Consider the following 19004-nt stretch of genomic DNA (forward strand, 5'->3'; position numbering starts at 1 on the left):
AATCAGGCGACTCGGCGCGACGCTGCGGCGGCCGCTGCCGCCGGCACGTAGAGCCCCCTATTCTCGGCATCCGACACGAAGCGGTCGGTCTGGCCGATCACCGTCTCCGCGGCGCCAAGCATCAGGGCGCCGTGCGGCGCGAGCGCGTCGGCCATGCGCGAGAAAGCGAGCCTGCGCATGTCGGGCGCGAAATAGAGCAGCACGTTGCGGCACAGGATCATGTCGAACTGCTTGGGCTCGGGCGGACGCTCTACGATGTTGCGCACCTCGAAGCGGACCATGTCGCGCAGCTTCTGGGAGATCTGCCAGCCGCCCTCGCCTTCCTCGCCGAACCAGCGCACCATCTGCATGACAGGGAGACCGCGCTGAACCTCGAACTGGCTGTACTTGCCGGCCCGGGCGCGGCCGATCGCGGAGCGCGAGATGTCGGTGCCGACGATCTCGATTTTCCAGCCGCGCCAGCGCACTTCCTGCTCGGCGAAGGTCATCGCGATCGAATAGGCTTCCTGCCCGGTCGAGCAGCCGACGCTCCAGATCGCAATCCGCTTCTCCGCAGCGCGCGCCGTCTCGATGCGCTTCAATGGACCGCCCATCAGCAGGTCGAACGGAAGCTTGTCGCGGAAGAAGAAGGTCTCGTTGTTGAGCAGGGCCTCGATCACCTGCTCGGTCAGCGCCGGCGACGAACCGGTGACGAGCTTGGTCACGAGATGGTCGAGATTCTCGAACCGGTGCTCGCGCATGATCGGCGCCAGCGCGGTGTCGATGCGCCAGTTGCGGTTGACCGCCAGCTGCTGCCCGGTGCGCGTCTCGAGCAGACTGGCGAGAATGCGACGCGATGAACTGCTTACTTCCACGCACCATCTCCAAGGCGTTTCGCGACTCGGCGGGCGAGGTCGCGCGGCGGCAGCACGGCGCTGGCGAGACCAGCCTCCGCGACCGCGCGCGGCATTCCCCATATTGCCGAACTGAACTGGTCCTGCGCCAGGATGACGCCCCCCGCGGCCGCCAAGGCGTGGCTGCCGGTGAGCCCATCGCGGCCCATGCCGCTGAGCACGACGGCGAGGCCGCCGCGGCCGTACACTTCCGCCACCGACGCCAGCATCGGATCGACCGAGGGCAGGCAGCCGGACGGGGCGCGGCGCGTATCGAGCTTGATCCGCACGTCGCCGCCGCGGCGCACCACGCAGAGATGAGCCGTGCCCGGCGCGACATGGATGCGATCGGGGATGAGCGCGTCGCCATCCTGGACCACCCGCGCCTCGCGGCCCGACGCCGCAGCGATCTGCCGGGCGAAGTGCGGCATGAACAGGGTCGGCAGGTGCTGCGTGATCAGGATCGGGATCCCGGTCGGCTTGGTGAGGCTGGCGAAGAATTCGTTGAGCGCGTGCAACCCGCCGGTCGAGGCGCCGATTGCGAGGCAGGTCGGGATGCAATTGGACACTTCGCGCAGCTGGATGACGCTCGCTGCGGCCGGCGCCGAGTCCGGCTCGCGTTCGGCCACGCTGGCCCGGCCGATGCGCCGAACGCGATCGGCGAGCACTTCGGAGAAGCGGCCGCCGAACATGCCGGCGATCGGCTTGGGGAGCGTATCGGCGGCGCCGGCGGCAAGCGCCCTGACCGTGCTCTCCGCGCCCTCATCCGCACCGGTCGACACGACGAGAACGCGGGCCCCTTTCCCAGCGGCGATGATATCCGGCAATGCGGCGATGCCGTTGCCGGTCGGCATTTCAAGATCGAGTAGGACGATGTCGACGGGAACGCTCTTCAGCGCGTCCAACGCTTCCCCGGCGCTGCTCGCGGTGGCGACGACCTTCAGGTCGGGATGCGACTGGACCATGCGCGTCAGCACGGCCCTCGCCACCGACGAGTCGTCGACGATCAGCAGTCGGATGGGATCGGCGCCATTGTCGCCTACCCCTGACTGCCGCGCCTGCATTGCAGGCTGCGCGGTCACGCGACTCCGACGATCTGCAGCTTGGAGTGGAGCGTCTCGCGGTCGAACGGCTTCATGACATATTCGTCGGCGCCGGCCTCGATCGCCGCCCGGATATGGGCGAGGTCGTTCTCGGTCGTGCAGAACACGACCTTGGGCTCGCCGCCGCTTTCCGCCCGGCGCAAGGCGCGCAGGAACTCCATGCCGCTCATCACGGGCATGTTCCAATCGAGCAGGATCACGTCCGGCATGGCATTTTCGCAATGCGCCAGCGCGGCGCGCCCGTCCTCGGCCTCCTCGACGGAAAACTCAAGGGTTTCAAGGATATGCCGCGCGACCTTGCGGATCACCTTGCTGTCGTCGACGACCAGGCATGTCTTCATCGGGGAGGCTCACTCTCGTTGTGTGCGAACGATGCTTACCGGCAAGTAGTAAGCACAACTTTAAATCGGCGACCGGATTATGCGGCTTCTTCCAACGGCGGTCCGGCGATCAGCGCGTGCGGGTCGACGAGCAGCAGCAGGTCGTCCCCAGCCTCGACCATGCCGGAGGAGACGCGGCTCCAGCCCGGCCCCGGCGAGGCCTTGAACGGGACCGGCTTCCCCTTCGATTCCACCACGTCCTCGACCTGCTCGACGAGCAAGGCGTAGGTGTGCCCGCCCGACGGGACGACAATCGCTTCGGTGGAGCCGATCGCGGCCTGGTCTTCGAGACCGAGCGCAGACCAGCTGTCGATCACCGTCAACACCCGGCTTCGCAGCGCAGACAGGCCGGCGACATGATCGGCCGTCCCCGGAACCGGAGTGAGGCCCTCGAGCTCGACCACCGCCTCCACGTCGGCGGCAGGAAGTGCGACGCGGCGGCCGGCCAGGCGGACGATCAGCAACAGGTCAACCATGATTGCTCGCCTTCTCGCTGGCGCCGAGCGCGTCGAGCAGAGCGGCGCGGTCGTAGCGGTAAATGGTATCGGAATCGTCCGCGGGCTCCGGAGTCGCGCGCAGGCGCAGCACCTGGGCGCCCGGCGGCGCGGCGGGCAGCGGCGTGTCCGCGCTGGCAACGAGGAGATCGGCCTCGACGCCCTCCCCCGCCTCGATCACCTCGTAGCCGAGGCTCTCGACCAGCGGCCGCAACATATTGTCCATCCATGGGTCGCCGAGCGGCATCGCGCAGACTCGGCGCGCTTCGCCCGCGGTCACGGCGTCGCAATGGGCGAACAGCCAGTGCGGGTCGACGAGCTCGACCTGCTCGCCGTTGATCAGGATGACCCCGGCAATCTCGCCCGCGGTGCGCGAGCGGCGCAGCTTGCCGGCGAGCGGCACGATGTCGATCACCGAGTCGAACGCGTAAGCCAGCTCGCCGAGGCCGTCGCTGAGGCGAAGGATTCGGATCTTCTCGCGGTCGGGCGCCTCCGTGCAGCCCGCCATCGGCAGGATCGCGCCGTCGATCGCGACGCGCAGGCGGCCGGCGGTGAACTGGATGGCGTCGGGAGAAATGTCCTCGATCCGCTCGACCACCGCGAGCCGCACGGCGCGGCGGCCGCCGTCGAGGCCGCGGAAGACGAGCAATTGGGCATGCTCCTCGACCCGCGCCTTCTTGGCCGTTTCGGCGACGCGATGCTCGCGGTCGGTTTCCTGCTCGGCGATCGCCGCCTTGCTGGCGATGCCGGAAGGATCGAGCAGCAGGACCGGCCGGCCGTCGTCGGCGAGCGTGGTGCCGGCATAGAGGCCGGCGGCCATGATCGCGGGCGCGGCGGGCTTCACCACCAGCTCTTCGTGATCGAACACGCCGTCGAGCAGCAACGCATAAACGTCGCCGCCCGCCGGCTTCAGAAGGATGATCGTCTGGTCCTTGCCGCCCTTGTTGCGCGGCAGGCCGAGCAGGTCGGTCAGAGTGATCAGCGGAACCCGGCGGCCGCGGATGGTGGCAATGCAGGAGTCGCCGATCGTCTCCAGCTTCACGGCGCTGCCGCTGGTGCGCAGGATTTCGTCGATCGCGGCGCGCGGGATGGCGAAGATCTGGCCGCCGGCGCTGACCGTGAGCGCGGGGATGATGGTGAGGGTCAGAGGCACGCGGATGGTGAAGCGCACGCCATGGCCGAGCTTGGAATCGACCTCGACGAGGCCGCCGATCCGCTCAATATTGGCGCGGACCACGTCCATGCCGACGCCGCGGCCGGAAATGGCGGTGACTTCCTGGGCGGTCGACAGGCCAGCCTCGAAGATGAGGCCAATCTTCTGCGCCTGCGACAGGCGCTCGGCGCGCTCCGGAGTCAGAACGCCGCTGGCGAGCGCCTTCTTGACCAGCTTGTCGCCGTCGATGCCGCGGCCGTCGTCGACCACTTCGATGAGGATCTGGTTGCCCGACTGGCGCGCGCACACCTTGAGCGTGCCCGCGGCCTCCTTGCCGGCGGCAGAGCGCGCCTCGGCCGGCTCGATGCCGTGGTCGATGGCGTTGCGGACCATGTGGGTCAGCGGATCGCGGATCATCTCGATCATCTCGCGGTCGAGCTCGACGTCGCCGCCGTCGACCTCGAGGCGGACATGCTTGTCGAGTTCAGAGGCGATGTCACGGACCATGCGCGGCAGCGCAGCAAAGAGATTGTCGATGCGCTGCATGCGCGTGCGGGTGATCGCGTCGCGGATCTCGGCGATGCAGGCGGAGACGCGGTCGAACGCCGCCTCGACCGCCAAGTCGGTCGGCGCGTCGCGCAGCCGGCGGGAGAGCTCGTTGCGGGCGAGCACCGCGTCGGAGACGCCGCTCATCATTCGGTCGAGGAGGTCGACCGACAGCCGGATCGAGCGCTGCGCCTTGCGCGCGTCGCCGATCGCCACGTCGCTGCTCGTCACTTCGACGAACGGCGCGGCGCCGGGCTTCAGCGATTCGATCAGCAGCCCGTCATCCTCGGAAGCGAGGGATTCCCCGGTCTCGAGCGCGTGAACAAGCTCGCCGATCCGATCGATCACCGCGAGCACGCCGCTGACCAGGGCAGCGTCGGCGCCACGCTTGCCGGAGCGGACCTCGGCGAGCGCGTCCTCGGCGGCATGGCTCAGCGCTTCGAGGCGCGGCAGGTCGAAGAAGCCGCAATTGCCCTTCACGGTGTGGACGAAGCGGAAAATCTCGTCGAGGCGAGCGCGGTCGCCCGGCGCCGCTTCCCAGGCGACGATCTCGCCGCCCAGGGCCTCCAGCATGTCGCGGGTTTCCGCGATGAAGTCGTTGATCAGCTCGTCCATGGGTCCGTCCGCAGGTGGCGGCGGACCTTATGGCGAGCGGCTGGTAAAGAAGGGGTTTACCGCGTCAGAAACGCAGGCTCGCCCCAAGCAGGAGGACGCCGTCCTCGTCGTCGGCGAGCTGGATCTGGCCGCCGCCTTCGGCGACCAGGCTCTGCGCCAGCCACGCGGCGGCCGCGCGCGGCGCGAGATCGCCCTCGGCCTCGGCGCCGGTCAGCACCCGGCGCAGCTCCGGATCGAGGACGATGCGGGTGCCCTCGGCGCGGATGACGATGTCCATGCCGCCGGAATGGCGCTCTGCGCCGATGTCGAGCCGGCCGCCGCGGACCAGGGAGTCGCCGGCGATCAGCACCAGGTTGAGGAGGATCTTGAGCGCCGACTTACTCATCGTCGGCTCCTCGACCATCCAGCCGATCTGGATGCGCCCGTCGGTGCCGAACAGGCCGTCGATCGCCTGGCGCGCCTCGCGCGTGTCGACCTCGTCCGAGAAGCCACCCGCCGCGCCGAAAGCCAGACGGAAAAATTTGAGCTTGTTGGCCGACGCCCGAGCGCTCTCGCCGAGAAGGTCGAGGCAGCGCGCCCGCATCTCCGGGTCATGCTCGTCGGCGAGCAGCTCGATGCCGTTGTTGAGCGCGCCGATCGGGCTCAGCAGATCGTGGCACAGGCGCGAGCAGAGCAGGCTGGCGAATTCGTGGGACTTCATGCGGGGCGCGACGATCCGTGCGGGTTATCGGTTCAGGTTCTTTGGGCGGGAACGCCAAGACTTGCAAGGCGTCGGCTTTCGGCGCGGCGGCTTGAAGATTTCGGCTCCGACTCCATATCGGCTCCAGTGGGGGCGTCGCAAATCATAGAAGCGCGGGTGGCGGACGACGCTGCCGGATGGCGGCTCGATCGGGCCCTTGCCGCGGCGGTCCCGACGCTGTCGCGCGAGCGCCTCAAGGCCCTGATCTCGAGCGGCTCCGTCGCCGGCCCCCAAGGCATCGCGGTGCGCGATCCGGCGGCCAAGGCCGTCCCCGGCGGCGTCTATGCCGTCGAGGTTCCCGAGCCTAAGCCCGCGCACAACGAGCCGCAGGATATCCCGCTCGACATCCTGTTCGAGGACGACCACCTGCTGGTGGTCGACAAGCCTGCCGGCCTGGTCGTCCACCCGGCCGCGGGCAATTTCGACGGGACCCTGGTCAATGCCCTGCTCCACCATTGCGCGGGCCGCCTCAGCGGCATCGGCGGCGTGGCCCGGCCGGGCATCGTGCACCGCATCGACAAGGACACGTCGGGGCTTCTGGTGGTCGCCAAAACCGACCGCGCCCATGAAGGCCTGGCGGCGCAATTCGCCAAGCACAGTATCCACCGGCTATATTATGCGGTGGTCGCTGGCCTGCCGAAGCCGCCGTTGGGGACGGTCGACGCGCCGCTCGCGCGGTCGAGCGTCAATCGCAAGAAGATGGCGATCGTCGAGGAAGGCCGCGGCAAGCGCGCGGTCACCCATTACCGGCTCGTCGAACCGCTGCGCGGAGCGTCGCTGGTCGAATGCCGGCTGGAGACCGGACGCACTCACCAGGTGCGAGTCCATATGGCCTCGATCGGCCATCCTTTGCTCGGCGATCCGGTCTACGGACGCAGCCGTCCGGAGCATAAGGACGTGTTGAAGCGTTTGAATTTCGAGCGTCAGGCCCTGCACGCTGCCGAGCTCGGATTCGTGCATCCGGTCTTGAATGAAAACTTGTCGTTCAAAAGCGCCCTTCCGTCGGATATACAGGAACTGTTGAGGGCGCTCACCGTATAGGCACGAAAGGTGCCGGTCCGCAGCATAGCGGACAGCGCCCAGGGAGTTGAAGAAGACCGTCATGGCCACCGGCAGAAACGTAGCGACCATCCCGGCGACGGGCGGCGAAGCGGGGCTCAACCGCTATCTCGCCGAGATCAAGAAGTTCCCCATCCTCACGCCCGAGGAGGAATATATGCTGGCCAAGCGCTGGGCCGAGCATCAGGACACCGATGCCGCGGCCAAGCTGGTCAACTCCCACCTGCGCCTCGTCGCCAAGATCGCGATGGGCTATCGCGGCTATGGCCTGCCCGTCTCGGAGCTCATCTCCGAAGGCAATATCGGCCTCATGCAGGGCGTGAAGAAGTTCGAGCCCGAGAGGGGCTTCCGCCTCGCGACCTACGCGATGTGGTGGATTCGCGCGTCGATCCAGGAGTTCATCCTGAGGAGCTGGTCGCTCGTGAAGATGGGCACCACCGCGGCGCAGAAGAAGCTGTTCTTCAACCTCCGTCGGATGAAGAACCGCATCGAGGCGTTCGAGGAAGGCGATCTCAAGCCCGAGGACGTCGCCAAGATCGCCAAGGATCTCGGAGTCACCGAGGAAGACGTGATCTCGATGAACCGGCGCATGGCAATGGGCGGCGACACCTCGCTGAACGTGCCGCTGCGCGAGGATGGCGAAGGCACCTGGCAGGATTGGCTCGTGGATGCCGAGCCGCTGCAGGACGAACGCGTCGCCGACGCTCAGGAAAGCCGAGTCCGCCACGAGCTGCTCGTCGAGGCGATGGAATCGCTGAACGACCGCGAGAAGCACATTCTCACCGAGCGCCGCCTGTCGGACGACCCGAAGACGCTCGAGGAGCTCTCCCAGGTCTACAATGTCAGCCGCGAGCGGATCCGCCAGATCGAGGTGCGGGCGTTCGAAAAGCTGCAGAAGGCGCTGATGAGCCTCGCCGGCGAGCGCCGCCTGCTCACGGCGGGATAAAACCCTCCCCTCCCGCTTGCGGGAGGGGTTAGGGATGGGCATGTCCGCAAGCCCGCGCATGGCCGATACAACAGCCCCTCCCCTGCCCCCTCCCGCGCGCGGGAGGGGAAAGAAGAAGAAGCGCTCGCTCGGCCGGCGGCTGTTGCTGCTGCCGTTCAAGATCCTGTTCTGGTTCGTGGTGGTGAGCGTCCTGTGGGTGCTCGCCTATCGCGTCGTGAACCCGCCGATCACCTTCACCCAGATCGCCGACATCGCCGCCGGCAACGGCGCCCAGGGCCAGTGGATGAGCATCGCGCGCATCGACCGCGACATGGTGCGGGCGGTGATCGCGGGAGAGGACAGCAAGTTCTGCTCCCATCACGGCTTCGACCGCGAGGCGATCGAGGCGGCCTGGCGCCGCAACCAGGAGGGCGGCAGCGTCTTGCGCGGCGGATCGACGATCAGCCAGCAGACCGCGAAGAACGCCTTCCTGTGGCAGGGCGGCGGCTTCTTCCGCAAAGGCCTGGAAGCCTGGTTCACCCTGCTCATCGAGACGATGTGGTCGAAGCGGCGGATCATGGAGGTCTATCTCAACGTCGCCGAGACGGGGATCGGCACCTATGGCGCCAATGCCGGGGCGCAGCGCTACTTCAACCATGGCGCCGACCAACTGACCCGCCAGGAAGCGGCGCGGATCGCCGCGGTGCTGCCGCTGCCCAAGCGCCGCGCGGCGGTCGCGCCGGCGGGCTTCACCCGACGCTACGGCAACACCATCGCGGCGCGGATGGGCGCGGTCGAGCGGCAGGGGCTCGACTCCTGCGTCTATGATTAGAAGCGGGTGACGATGCCGGCGTAGAGCTCGGTATCGGAACTGTCGTCGTTGAGGCCGAGATTGAGGCCGGCGTCGAGCTGGACGTTGTCCGACACGCTCAGAGTCATCGACAGGCCGAGCAACGCCTCGGTGCTGGACCCGGCCGGGTCGTCATCCTGAATGACGGCAAGGTCGACCGCCGCTCCGAGCCGGTCAGAGAGAGTGATGCCGATACCGGCCGAGCCTCCGAACGATGCATGGTGCCCCTCCCCGTCCGAGTCCGGCTCGAGGCTCGCCTGAGGGGTGAAGGCGATCGACAGGCTGTCATTCAAGTCGAAGCCGAACGGAAGCAGGATGCCCGCGCTCCACTCGCCCGCGCCGATGGCATCGTCGCCAGTCGGAAGTGTGACATAGGCCTGGACCGCGGCGTTGGTCCCGGAACCATCCGGAGAGACCAGGTTGCGGCGCAGAGCGAGAGTGACATCGCCGATGCCCGAGTCCTCGTCCACCGCGAGCGGCGTCCGGGTGCGGACGTGACCGAAAGCGGTGAAGCCGAGCTGGACCTCGGTGCGCTCGTCGAGGCCGAAGCGAAGCAGGGTGTCGCCGACGAGGAAGACATCCTCGCGGGCGCCAAGCTCTTCGCTGCGTGTCCAGGACAGGCCCGTCTCGACCTGCACGTGCCCGGCATCGACGATGCAGGTGGAGCTGCCGAGGCCGGGTCGGTCGCCGCACAGGTCGCGCAACTGCTCTTGCGCCAGCGCGGGCGTTGCCGCAGCGAGCGCCAGCGGCAGCAGGGCGAGCCGCTTGATCAGAACGGCATCTGGAAGCCGGGCGGCATCGGGAAGCCCGCGGTGGCGTCGCGCATCGCCTCGGAGCCGGCCGTATCGGCCTTGCCCTTGGCGTCGTTGAACGCTGCGGCGATCAGGTCCTCGAGCATCTGCTTGTCGCCGCCGGCGAACAGGCTGTCGTCGATGGAGACTCCGGTGACCCGGCCCTTGGCGGTGGCGCGGATCTTGACCATTCCGCCGCCCGCCGCGCCCTCGACCTCGATGGTGTCGAGCTTCTGCTGGGCCTCCATCAACTTGTTCTGCGCGTCCTGCGCCATCTTCATGATTTCATCGATGTTCGGCATGTTCAGCTCCGTTGGTTGCCGGCCGTATAGCCAGCAAGCTCGGCATCGGGAAAGGCCTCGAACGCCGCCTTGACCATCGGCGAGTCCAACACCTCCTGGCGCTCGCGCTCGGCGTTGGTTTCTTCCTGCTCGAGCAGGCTCGGCTGCGCCTCGCCGTCCTCGGCGAGCTCGACCTGCCAGCGCATCCCGGTCGCCGCGTTGAGCGCGGTCACCGCCTCACGGGCGAGGTCCGGCATCGGCCGCGCGGGCCTCACCACCAGCTCGGGCGGCGCATAGCGGACCAGGCCGACATAATCGTGGAGCTGCTGGGCGAGATGGGCGTGGCCCTTCTGCTCGAGCAACGTGATCAGGGCCGGGAAGCTGGCCGGGGCCTGGCCGGAGGAGGTTTCCGCCGGCGGCGCAGACGGTGACGAAGCCGACGGACCCGACACTTGGGCGGGCGCGGCCCCTCCCCCGCTCGCCAGCCGCTGGGCGAGCTGGCCGGGGTCGGGCAACTCCGAGGCGTGGATCACCCGGAGCAGCGCCATCTCGGCGGCTTCGAGCGGCAGCGGCGCCCGGTTGACCTCGTCGAGGCCCTTGAGGAGCAGCTGCCACAGCCGGTGGATCATCGCGAAGGACAGGCGGCCGGACCATTCGGCATAAGCCTCGCGCTCCTCGTCCGACTGCGCCGGGTCCCGGGCGCCGCCGATCTTGGCGCGGGTGATTCCGTGGACCGCCTCGAGCAGCGAGCGGATCAGCGCGGCCGGCTCGACGCCAAGGTCGTACTGGTCCTTGACCGCGGCGAGCGCGCCCGGCGCGTCGCCGGCGAGCAGGAGACCGAGCAGACCGCGGATCGCGCCGCGGTCGGACAGGCCGAGCATCGCGCGGACCTGCTCGGCGGTGACCGTGCCGGAGCCGTGGGCGATCGCCTGGTCGAGGATCGACAGGCCGTCGCGGGCCGAGCCCTCGGCGGCGCGGGCGATCAAGGCGAGTGCCTCCTCCTCAACCTCGACTCCTTCCGCCTTCGCGACCTCGGCGAAATGGGCGGTGAGGCGGTCGGCGGGGATGCGCCGGAGGTCGAAGCGCTGGCAGCGCGACAGGACCGTGATCGGGACCTTGTTCACCTCGGTCGTGGCGAACAGGAATTTGACGTGGGGCGGCGGCTCCTCGAGCGTCTTCAGAAGCGCGTTGAACGCGTTCTTCGACAGCATGTGGACCTCGTCCACGATGTACACCTTGTAGCGCGCCGACACCGCGGAATAGCGGACCGCGTCGATGATCTCGCGGACGTCGTCGACGCCGGTGTTGGAGGCGGCGTCCATCTCGATCACGTCGATATGGCGGCCTTCGGCGATCGCGCGGCACGGCTCGCAGACGTTGCACGGATCGATGGTCGGGCCGCCCTGTCCGTCCGGGCCGATGCAGTTCAGCGCCTTGGCGATGAGCCGCGCGGTCGAGGTCTTGCCGACGCCGCGGACTCCGGTGAGCAGGAAGGCATGGGCGAGCCGGTCGCGCTTGATCGCGTTGGCGAGGGTGCGGACCATCGCCTCCTGGCCGATCAGCTCGGAGAAGTTCTGCGGCCGGTATTTGCGCGCGAGCACGCGATAGGGCTGCGCCGACTGCGGCTGGGGAGGCTCGTCGAGGCCGAGGCCGAAGGAATCAGACATGAGCGAACTCTACGCGCTGCAGCGAACGAAGCAGGAATCGGGGATCAGACATCGCGGCCGATCATGGCCATGCCGGTCCCTCTAGGACAGCGAAAAGTGCAGCGGCACCACACGCTGCGCGGGATCGGGTCCAACCGGTTAAGCCCGACCTTGCCCACAGCGCGGACCTGAACCAGAGTGGGCATGCGAGACGGGGGAAGTTCATGTTTGCCAGCATCATCATCGCCGCGGCGCTGCTTCCACCCGCCCCCGAGCTGACCCTGCCGCGGATCGACATCCCGCCGGCTTTGCGCGCGACGAATTGCGCCGACGCCGGCCAGCGAGAGGCGCTGATCAGCGAGATGGATCGGGTGATGGAAGCGACTCGGCCAGCGATCCAGGAGATGAACCAAGTCCTCGAGCAGCGGATGGACCGGCGCTCGGCGCGGCTCATCGAGCTTGGCGTGTGGACCGCGGACGATCGCGCGCGCTTCGCCCTGGACCTGATGAACCGGCCCGATTTCCAGGCCTATATGGAAAGCGGCGTCACCGTGATGTCGGGCATGATGAGCTCGCTCGAGACCGTTGCGAGCGCGACGAGCACTGAGCCGGAACGCTGCGAGGCCATGTTGCGCATGATCGGTTCGCTCGACGGCGCGGTCGCGGCCGGCGAGATCGGCTGGCGCGTGATCGACACGGCCTTCGCGGAGGAGGCGCGGCGCCTTGGCGTTTCGCTCGACTGAGCGGAATTGCGTCGCGGCAAAGCCGCGCCGTCGGTCCTGTCCGCCAGGCGGCAGGCCGTCCGTCATTCACCGACTCTACGCGCTGCTCCGGCGACGCTTCGCGTCGCCGTCACTGCGCTCGGCGGTTCATGAGGTGGGAGCCGGAACGACCCGGAACGAAATCGTTGTGGCTGCTTCCTTCCGGACCTGACCAGGTTGGCGACAATTCCGTCCGCCCGACTCCCGGGGGCGATATGGTCGAGGCGGCCGGAGGATGCAAGATGGCGCTGAACCTATCGGTAACCCGTGCCGGCTAGCGTCGCGGTCACGACGACCTGGCTTCCTCTCGGCGCTCTCTTCCTGGCCGCCATGAACGGCTGGACCATGTGGAGCTTCTGGGACGACAAGCGGCGCGCCCGCGCCGGGGCGAGACGGATACGGGAAGGCGACCTTCTCGGCCTGGCCCTGCTCGGCGGCTCGCCCGGCGCGCTTCTGGCGAGACGGCTATTCCGCCACAAGACCCGCAAGGAGCCCTTCTCGACCCACCTTCTGGCGATCGTCGCCCTGCAGATCGGCGCCGTCCTCGGGTTCCTGCTCCTTTAGCTATCCGTGCCGCGCCCGCCGCGGCGGGCCCTTCGACCGATGAGCGGGAGCCGGCCGAGCGCCGTCGTGGCGGCGGTTGTCGCGCGCGGCATCGCGGGGCGTTCCCTGCATCTGCTCGATGAGGAGACCGTCATCCTCGTCGCGGGCGGTGCGGGCGACGGCCTTCATGAAGCGGCCGGCGAGCGCGCTCGGGATCTCGAACGCGGTCTCGTTGGCGGCGATGCGGATGGCGCCGACCTCGTTGCGGGTGATGTGCCCGCGCCGGCACAGCAGCGGCAGCAGCCAGCGCGGATCGGCATTGTGGCGCCGGCCGACATTCATTCGGAACCAGATCGTGTCCTCGAAGCCCGGGCGATGGCCACGCTCGCGCTCGTCGCGGCGCCCCTCGCCCTGCTCGGCGAGCTCCTCGGGCGGCGGCAGCTTGGCGCGGTGGGCGCGGACCAGGGCGGCGGCGATCTCCTCGGGCGCGCGCTCGGCGAGCAGCTTGCGGCCGAGGTCGAGATCGTCCTCGTCGGCTTCGACGGGCTGGAGAAGCGTCTCCATGAGCCGCTGGCGGTCGCGGGCATGGACCGCTTCGGCGGTCGGCGCAGGAATCCACTCGGCATTGATCCGCGCCCCGCGCAACATCGCCTCGACGCGGCGGCGGCGCTGATAGGGGACGATGAGGATCGCAGTGCCCTTCTTGCCGGCACGGCCGGTTCGGCCGGAACGGTGCTGCAGAGTCTCGGCATCGCGCGGAATCTCGACATGGACGACGAGGCTGAGCGTCGGCAGGTCGATTCCGCGCGCGGCGACATCGGTGGCGACGCAGATGCGCGCGCGGCGGTCGCGCAGCGCCTGGAGCGCGTGGTTGCGCTCCGACTGGCTGTGCTCTCCCGACAAGGCCACCGCAGCGAAGCCGCGCTCGACCAGGCTGGCGTGGAGATTGCGGACATTGTCGCGCGTGGCGCAGAACAGCATCGCCGTCTCCGCCTCGTGGAAGCGAAGCAGGTTGACGACGGCATGCTCGATGCCGGCCGGCGAGACGGTGACCGCCTGATAGGTGATGTCGCCATGGCCGCGATCCTCGCCGACCGTCGAGATTCGCAGGGCATCGCGCTGGTAACGCTTGGCAAGAGCCACGATCGGCTTCGGCAGCGTCGCCGAGAACAGCAGGGTGCGCCGCTCCTGCGGAGTCGCGTCGAGGATCTCCTCGAGTTCGTCGCGGAAGCCCATGTCGAGCATCTCGTCGGCCTCGTCGAGAACGACGGCGCGGATCGCGGAGAGATCGAGCGCGCCGCGCTCGAGATGGTCGCGCAGGCGTCCCGGCGTGCCGACGACGATATGGGCGCCGTAGGACAGAGCGCGGCGCTCCTTGGACGGGTCCATGCCGCCGACGCAGGTCGCGATCCGCCCGCCCTTGCCGTACAGCCAGGCGAGCTCGCGACTGACCTGGAGCGCCAGCTCGCGGGTCGGCGCGATGACCAAGGCGAGCGGCTCGCGCACCGCCGGCGGGACACCGTCCTCCAGCAGCTCGCCGGCCATGGCGAGGCCGAAGGCGACAGTCTTGCCCGATCCGGTCTGCGCGGAGACAAGCAGGTCGCGCCCTTCCGCTTCGGGAGCGAGCACGGCGGCCTGGACGGGCGTGGGCGCGGCATAGCCGCGCGCGGCGAGCGCTTCAGAGAGAAGCGGCGGCAGATTTTCGAAAGTCATGAGCGCTCGCAAATGGGGATGAATCGTCCCGCGGACAAGGAGGGACGACGGGCGCGGCTCGAAAGGCTCAGGCGATGGTCAGAGTTACCGTGGCATCGAGGCCGTTCTCGCTCCAGGCCAGATCGATTCCGCCGCCCTGAGACGCAAGCACCCGGTTCATCAGGCGCAGGCCCTGGCCGCCCTCCCGATGACGACGTTCGATGGTGCGGCTGGAGCGTTCCGACCAGACCAGGCGGAGTGTCCGCTGGACGAGGGTGGAGGTCAGGTCGACCCGCCCGACCGTCCCGAGAGCGCCGTGCTTCGTCGAATTGCAGGCCAGCTCACCCAGCACGAGGGCGAGCGCGTCGACCGCGCCCTGTGCGAGCGGGGCGTCAGGCAACGGGCCGATGACGAGCGGGCAATCGGGGGTCGCATAGGGCTCGAGCAGTGCGGGAATCAGGCCGGCGAGAGTGCAGTCGGCGCCATGTTCAGACTTCATCGTCTGGGCGATTCCGAGACTGGTCAGGCGGCGCGTCATCTCGCGCGCGAAGCCCTCATGTTCCGGCTTGCCCCGGGCATAGGCGGAAAGCAGGCTGCCGACGACGACATAATTGTTGCGCAGCCGGTGGCGCATTTCGTCCGAGACCGCGTCGCGGAGCCGGTTCTGATTGACCCGATCGGTGATGTCCCGCGACGTCGCGATATAGCCGTCGACCTTTCCACCGGTACCGCGCAACGGCGACACACTGACTTCCCACCAGCGGGGGGTGCCCTTGGCGGTTGGGCAGAACGCCTCGAAACGGGCGACTCCGCCGGAACGCGCCCTCTCGATCGCGCTCTCGATCAGCGGCTGCGACTCTGCCGGCCAGAGGCTGGACCATTTGAGGCCCGCGATGGCGCAGAAATCGTCGACCTCCATGGCGCATTGGCCGTTGCGGTTCATGTAATCGACTGTGCCTTCCGACCCGATCACCTTGATGCAATCGGCGCTCTGATCGAGGATCGCGGCCAGCATGTCGGCCGACGCTCCCTCGAACGCAACGGCCAGGCGAGGCAATTCACTTGTTTCCATTTCAATCGTTTAGCATGGGATCGATTGCCTTGACACCCAGTCAGATCGCTTGGCCGGCGGCCCAGGCGCTGGCCCAGGCCCATTGGAAATTGTAGCCGCCGAGCCAGCCGGTGACGTCGACCGCCTCGCCGATCGCGTAGAGGCCCGGCACCTTCTTCGCCGCCATCGTCTGCGACGACAGCTCGGCGGTGCTGATGCCGCCCGCGGTCACCTCGGCCTTGGCGAAGCCCTCGGTGCCGTTGGGGTGGAACTGCCAGTCGGCGAGGCGGCGCGCGGCCTCCTCCAGCTTGCGGTCGGGCAGGTTGGCGAGCTCGCCCCACAGGCCGATCTTCTTGGCGAGAGTCTCGGCGAGGCGGTCCGGCAGCAGCTCGCCGAGCAACGTGTGGAAATGGGTGCGCGGCCGTGCCCGCTTCGCCGCCACCGCCCAGCCCGGCGCCTGCGCAGGCAGGAAGTCGATCCCGACCGGCTCGCCGTGGCGCCAGTAGGACGAAATCTGAAGGATGGCCGGCCCCGACATGCCCTTGTGCGTGAACAGGGCCGCCTCGCGGAACCGAGTCTTGTTCGCCTTGGCGATCACCTCGGTGGCAACCCCCGACAGATCGCGGAACAACGCCTCGTCGCCGCCCAGCGTGAGCGGGACGAGCGCCGGCCGAGGCTCGACGATCTTCAAACCGAACTTGCGGGCGAGATCGTAGGCGAAGCCGGTCGCCCCCATCTTCGGGATCGACGGTCCGCCGGTGGCGATCACCAGTGACGGCGCGGTCGACACCGTGTCCCCGTGGGTGACGCTGAACTGGCCGTCGGCATGGCCGACGTCGCGGATCGGGCTCGAAAGGGCGATGCGCACCGACCCCTTTGCGCATTCCTCCATCAGCATGTTGACGATCTGAAGCGAGGAGCCGTCGCAGAAGAGCTGGCCGAGCGTCTTCTCGTGCCAGGCGATGCGGTGCTTTTCGACGAGAGCGAGAAAGTCGCTCGGCGTGTAGCGGCTCAAGGCCGACTTGGCGAAATGGGGATTGGCCGAGTGAAACTGCGCCGGCCCCGCGCCGATATTGGTGAAGTTGCAGCGTCCGCCGCCAGAGATGAGGATCTTCTTGCCCGCGCGATCGGCGTGCTCGACGAGCAGCACGCGGCGGCCGCGCTGTCCGGCGGTGGCCGCGCACATCAGGCCGGCGGCGCCGGCACCGAGGATGATTACGTCATAGGAGGAAGACACGGAAGGAACTGCTTTCGATCGGGCTGCGGCGCGTCCCTAGCCTCCAACGGCCCTTCTGTCTGCCCGCCTCGTCGCTGAAAGGTGGAACGCCGAAGCCATCCTCGCGTTGATCCTGCCGGATCATCCAGTCGGGGGTGTAATGCGTTTTCAATCCGTTAGGCGGGCCGGTGTTTCCCGGGCCCGCTCCTTGCTATTTTCGACTCTGGCCTGTGCGGCGGTCGCGGTCGCGGCGGCGCCTGAGCCTGCACTCGCTCAGGGCGGCCTCACCGAGGCGGTGCGATCGGCCGTGCGCGGCGACCGCGAGATCGCGCGTTTCTACCAGCAGCGTGGCTACCAGCCGATCTGGGTGCGCGGCGGCACGCTCGGGCCGGAGGCTCAGCAATTGCTCCACCTCCTCGAAACCGCCGAGGCGGACGGTCTGAACCCGCGCACCTACCGGCCGAACGCGGTCGCCGATGCGATCGAGGAAGCGGCGGGCGGCGCGCCGCGGGCGCTGGCGCGCGCGGAAATGCTTCTGTCGCGGACCTTCGCCGAATATGTGCGCGACGCGCGCCGCGCCCGCGATATGGGCATCGTCTATACCGAGGCGCATTTCCGACCGGTCGTGCCGAGCAAGACGGTGGTGCTGATGGCGGCGGCGGCGGCGCCGAACCTGCAAGCCTATCTCGAATCGATCGGCTGGATGAACCCGCTCTACGCGCAGCTTCGCGGCGGCCTCGCGGCCCATCGCGGCCTGGGGGACGAGCGCCCGGCGATCCACGTTCCTTCGGGTCCGATCCTGCGGCCGGGCTCGACCGATCCGCGCGTGCGGCTGCTGCGCGCACGGCTCGGAATGATCCCCGACGGCCCCTATGATCGGGCGGTCGCCAATGCCGTTCGCGAGCTCCAGCGCGCTTATGGCCAGCCGACCGACGGGCTCGCCGGCCCGCTGACGCTTGCCCTGCTCAACCACGGCTCGCGCGAGACCCAGCAGCTGCTGCGCCTCAACCTGGAACGCGCCCGCGCCCTCCCCGCCAATCTCGGCCGCCGCTACGTGCTGGTCGACGCCGCGGCGGCGCGGCTGTGGATGTACGAGGACGGCGAGGCGGTCGGATCGATGCGCGTGGTCGTCGGAAGGCCGACCGAGCCGACGCCGATGATGGCCGGCACTTTGCGCTACCTGACGCTCAACCCCTATTGGAACGTGCCGCCCGATCTCGTCCGCGAGCGGATCGCGCCGGGCGTGCAGCGCGAGGGCCCCGGCTTCATCCGCAGCCGTCGCTACGAGGTCCTGTCCGACTGGACCGAGGACGCGCGCCGGCTCGACCCGTCCGAGGTCGACTGGAACGCGGTCGCGGCGGGACGGCAGGAGCTGCGCGTGCGCCAGCTGCCGGGCCAGGACAATGCGATGGGGCGGATGAAGTTCATGTTCCCCAACGACCTCGGCATCTACCTGCACGACACGCCGGACCGGTCGCTGCTGCGCGAGGAAGGGCGGCTGTTCAGCGCCGGCTGCGTGCGGCTGGAGGACGCGCCGCGGCTCGCCCGCTGGCTGTTCGGAACCGCGCCAAGGGCGCCGAGCAGCGCGCCGGAGCAGCAAGTCAACATTCCCGAGCCGGTGCCGGTCTACATCACCTACCTGACGGTGGCGCCGGAGCCGCAGGGCGTCGCCTTCCGCCAGGACGTGTACAATCGCGACCCGGTGCAAATCGCGGCGCTGAACCAGCCTCCGGCACGCCGGCGGCGCTAGAGCGCAAAAGAAAAGCGCCGCCGGGGATGGTCCCCGGCGGCGCTTTCCTCACCGTTCAGGCGATCAGCCGCGCTCGCCGCGCTGCACCGGAGCCTGATAGACGGGCTGCTGGGGCGCGCCCTGATAATATTGGCCGCCACGGGTGTAGCCGTCGACGCAGCCGTCATTGTTGGAATCGGCCCAGATCGCGCCGGCAAGACCGCCGACCACCGCGCCGGCAATCGCGCCTTCGAGAGTGCCGAAACCGGTCGCCGCACCGACGCCGGCGCCGCCGACCGCGCCGAGGCCCGCCCCGGCCGCCGCCGTGCCGAGCACGTTCTGGCAGGCCCGGCCCGTCGCCGGATCATAATAAGCGGGCGTGCCGGCATAATATTGACCGCCGCGGGTATAGCCGTCGACACGGCCGTCATTGTTGGCATCGGCCCACACCGCGCCGGCGAGACCGCCGATCGCCGCGCCGATCGCCGCCCCGGCGATCGGATCGCCGGCGAGCGCGCCGACGCCGGCCCCGCCGACCGCGCCGATCGCAGCGCCGGT

19 protein-coding genes and 1 other RNA gene are annotated in these 19004 nt (G+C 68.7%); 6 read left to right on the plus strand and 14 right to left on the minus strand.

Features of this window, described 5'->3' with window-relative positions; translation table 11 throughout:
• Positions 1–2 precede the first annotated feature (2 nt).
• The 6 genes from G7B71_RS10800 to G7B71_RS10825 all read right to left on the minus strand — a co-directional run bounded on the left by G7B71_RS10800 (position 3) and on the right by G7B71_RS10825 (position 5863).
• Positions 3–854: a protein-glutamate O-methyltransferase CheR gene (locus G7B71_RS10800; protein ID WP_243406206.1), complete on the minus strand. Its 852-nt coding sequence runs from the start codon at positions 852–854 to the stop codon at positions 3–5.
• Complete coding sequence (gene cheB / locus G7B71_RS10805) at positions 845–1954, minus strand: chemotaxis-specific protein-glutamate methyltransferase CheB (protein WP_243406207.1); 1110 nt, start codon at positions 1952–1954, stop codon at positions 845–847. Before cheB ends, G7B71_RS10800 begins: the two co-directional genes overlap by 10 nt.
• Positions 1951–2316, minus strand: a complete 366-nt coding sequence (locus tag G7B71_RS10810; protein ID WP_166040723.1) for a response regulator — start codon at positions 2314–2316, stop codon at positions 1951–1953. Before G7B71_RS10810 ends, cheB begins: the two co-directional genes overlap by 4 nt.
• Positions 2317–2393: 77 nt before the next feature.
• A complete protein-coding gene (locus G7B71_RS10815) occupies positions 2394–2831 on the minus strand; it encodes a chemotaxis protein CheW (protein WP_166040725.1) in 438 nt (145 codons plus the stop codon).
• A complete protein-coding gene (locus G7B71_RS10820) occupies positions 2824–5163 on the minus strand; it encodes a chemotaxis protein CheA (protein WP_166040727.1) in 2340 nt (779 codons plus the stop codon). Before G7B71_RS10820 ends, G7B71_RS10815 begins: the two co-directional genes overlap by 8 nt.
• Positions 5164–5227: 64 nt before the next feature.
• Positions 5228–5863: a histidine phosphotransferase family protein gene (locus G7B71_RS10825; RefSeq protein ID WP_166040729.1), complete on the minus strand. Its 636-nt coding sequence runs from the start codon at positions 5861–5863 to the stop codon at positions 5228–5230.
• A gap of 156 nt (positions 5864–6019) precedes the next feature.
• Here G7B71_RS10825 and G7B71_RS10830 point away from each other — a divergent pair, with 156 nt between their 5' ends.
• From G7B71_RS10830 to mtgA, 3 genes are all read left to right on the plus strand, one after another.
• Positions 6020–6943 carry an RluA family pseudouridine synthase gene (locus tag G7B71_RS10830; RefSeq protein ID WP_243406208.1) on the plus strand — a complete coding sequence of 308 codons (924 nt, stop codon included), beginning with the start codon at positions 6020–6022 and terminating at the stop codon, positions 6941–6943.
• Positions 6944–7004: 61 nt separating this feature from the next.
• Complete coding sequence (rpoH, locus tag G7B71_RS10835; protein WP_166040733.1) at positions 7005–7907, plus strand: RNA polymerase sigma factor RpoH; 903 nt, start codon at positions 7005–7007, stop codon at positions 7905–7907.
• A 58-nt stretch (positions 7908–7965) separates the two neighbouring features.
• On the plus strand, positions 7966–8718 hold the full coding sequence (gene mtgA / locus G7B71_RS10840) for a monofunctional biosynthetic peptidoglycan transglycosylase (RefSeq protein WP_166040758.1): 753 nt from the start codon (positions 7966–7968) through the stop codon (positions 8716–8718).
• Here mtgA and G7B71_RS10845 read toward each other — a convergent pair.
• The 3 genes from G7B71_RS10845 to G7B71_RS10855 form a co-directional block, all read right to left on the minus strand.
• Complete coding sequence (locus G7B71_RS10845; RefSeq protein WP_243406209.1) at positions 8715–9440, minus strand: transporter; 726 nt, start codon at positions 9438–9440, stop codon at positions 8715–8717. The genes mtgA and G7B71_RS10845 overlap by 4 nt on opposite strands.
• A gap of 65 nt (positions 9441–9505) precedes the next feature.
• Positions 9506–9829, minus strand: coding sequence for a YbaB/EbfC family nucleoid-associated protein (locus G7B71_RS10850; RefSeq protein WP_166040735.1), 324 nt, complete (start codon positions 9827–9829; stop codon positions 9506–9508).
• A gap of 2 nt (positions 9830–9831) precedes the next feature.
• Entirely contained in the window at positions 9832–11475 is a 1644-nt protein-coding gene (locus G7B71_RS10855) for a DNA polymerase III subunit gamma/tau (protein WP_166040738.1), read from the minus strand.
• A 203-nt stretch (positions 11476–11678) separates the two neighbouring features.
• Between G7B71_RS10855 and G7B71_RS10860 the strand changes: the two genes are divergently transcribed.
• Entirely contained in the window at positions 11679–12197 is a 519-nt protein-coding gene (locus G7B71_RS10860) for a hypothetical protein (RefSeq protein WP_166040740.1), read from the plus strand.
• A 129-nt stretch (positions 12198–12326) separates the two neighbouring features.
• On the opposite strand, the gene ffs is transcribed toward G7B71_RS10860, so the two are convergent.
• An RNA gene (gene ffs / locus G7B71_RS10865) (signal recognition particle sRNA small type) lies at positions 12327–12424 on the minus strand.
• Positions 12425–12545: 121 nt separating this feature from the next.
• On the opposite strand from ffs, the gene G7B71_RS10870 reads away from it, so the two are divergent.
• Complete coding sequence (locus tag G7B71_RS10870) at positions 12546–12779, plus strand: DUF1294 domain-containing protein (RefSeq protein ID WP_166040762.1); 234 nt, start codon at positions 12546–12548, stop codon at positions 12777–12779.
• On the opposite strand, the gene G7B71_RS10875 is transcribed toward G7B71_RS10870, so the two are convergent.
• From G7B71_RS10875 to G7B71_RS10885, 3 genes are all read right to left on the minus strand, one after another.
• On the minus strand, positions 12780–14471 hold the full coding sequence (locus G7B71_RS10875; RefSeq protein ID WP_166040742.1) for a DEAD/DEAH box helicase: 1692 nt from the start codon (positions 14469–14471) through the stop codon (positions 12780–12782).
• Between the two features lie 67 nt (positions 14472–14538).
• Positions 14539–15465 carry a PAS domain-containing protein gene (locus tag G7B71_RS10880; RefSeq protein WP_166040744.1) on the minus strand — a complete coding sequence of 309 codons (927 nt, stop codon included), beginning with the start codon at positions 15463–15465 and terminating at the stop codon, positions 14539–14541.
• Between the two features lie 97 nt (positions 15466–15562).
• Positions 15563–16738, minus strand: a complete 1176-nt coding sequence (locus tag G7B71_RS10885; protein ID WP_279338402.1) for an NAD(P)/FAD-dependent oxidoreductase — start codon at positions 16736–16738, stop codon at positions 15563–15565.
• A 187-nt stretch (positions 16739–16925) separates the two neighbouring features.
• Between G7B71_RS10885 and G7B71_RS10890 the strand changes: the two genes are divergently transcribed.
• Positions 16926–18467: a L,D-transpeptidase family protein gene (locus tag G7B71_RS10890; protein WP_243406210.1), complete on the plus strand. Its 1542-nt coding sequence runs from the start codon at positions 16926–16928 to the stop codon at positions 18465–18467.
• Between the two features lie 63 nt (positions 18468–18530).
• Here the strand turns inward: G7B71_RS10890 and G7B71_RS10895 are convergent.
• Positions 18531–19004 (minus strand): glycine zipper domain-containing protein (locus tag G7B71_RS10895; protein WP_166040748.1); only part of this gene is annotated, 474 nt, incomplete at its 5' end.

Source organism: Sphingosinicella sp. YJ22, assembly GCF_011320075.1.
Classification (GTDB): domain Bacteria; phylum Pseudomonadota; class Alphaproteobacteria; order Sphingomonadales; family Sphingomonadaceae; genus Allosphingosinicella.

Excerpts from the sequence above, each read along its gene's own strand:
- G7B71_RS10860 (WP_166040740.1), top strand. The coding sequence starts at position 11,679 with ATGTTTGCCAGCATCATCATCGCCGCGGCGCTGCTTCCACCCGCCCCC.
- rpoH (WP_166040733.1), top strand. The coding sequence starts at position 7,005 with ATGGCCACCGGCAGAAACGTAGCGACCATCCCGGCGACGGGCGGCGAA.
- G7B71_RS10875 (WP_166040742.1), bottom strand. The coding sequence starts at position 14,471 with ATGACTTTCGAAAATCTGCCGCCGCTTCTCTCTGAAGCGCTCGCCGCG.
- G7B71_RS10870 (WP_166040762.1), top strand. The coding sequence starts at position 12,546 with ATGAACGGCTGGACCATGTGGAGCTTCTGGGACGACAAGCGGCGCGCC.
- G7B71_RS10880 (WP_166040744.1), bottom strand. The coding sequence starts at position 15,465 with ATGCTGGCCGCGATCCTCGATCAGAGCGCCGATTGCATCAAGGTGATC.
- mtgA (WP_166040758.1), top strand. The coding sequence starts at position 7,966 with ATGGCCGATACAACAGCCCCTCCCCTGCCCCCTCCCGCGCGCGGGAGG.
- G7B71_RS10825 (WP_166040729.1), bottom strand. The coding sequence starts at position 5,863 with ATGAAGTCCCACGAATTCGCCAGCCTGCTCTGCTCGCGCCTGTGCCAC.
- G7B71_RS10855 (WP_166040738.1), bottom strand. The coding sequence starts at position 11,475 with ATGTCTGATTCCTTCGGCCTCGGCCTCGACGAGCCTCCCCAGCCGCAG.
- G7B71_RS10820 (WP_166040727.1), bottom strand. The coding sequence starts at position 5,163 with ATGGACGAGCTGATCAACGACTTCATCGCGGAAACCCGCGACATGCTG.
- G7B71_RS10815 (WP_166040725.1), bottom strand. The coding sequence starts at position 2,831 with ATGGTTGACCTGTTGCTGATCGTCCGCCTGGCCGGCCGCCGCGTCGCA.
- G7B71_RS10850 (WP_166040735.1), bottom strand. The coding sequence starts at position 9,829 with ATGCCGAACATCGATGAAATCATGAAGATGGCGCAGGACGCGCAGAAC.
- G7B71_RS10810 (WP_166040723.1), bottom strand. The coding sequence starts at position 2,316 with ATGAAGACATGCCTGGTCGTCGACGACAGCAAGGTGATCCGCAAGGTC.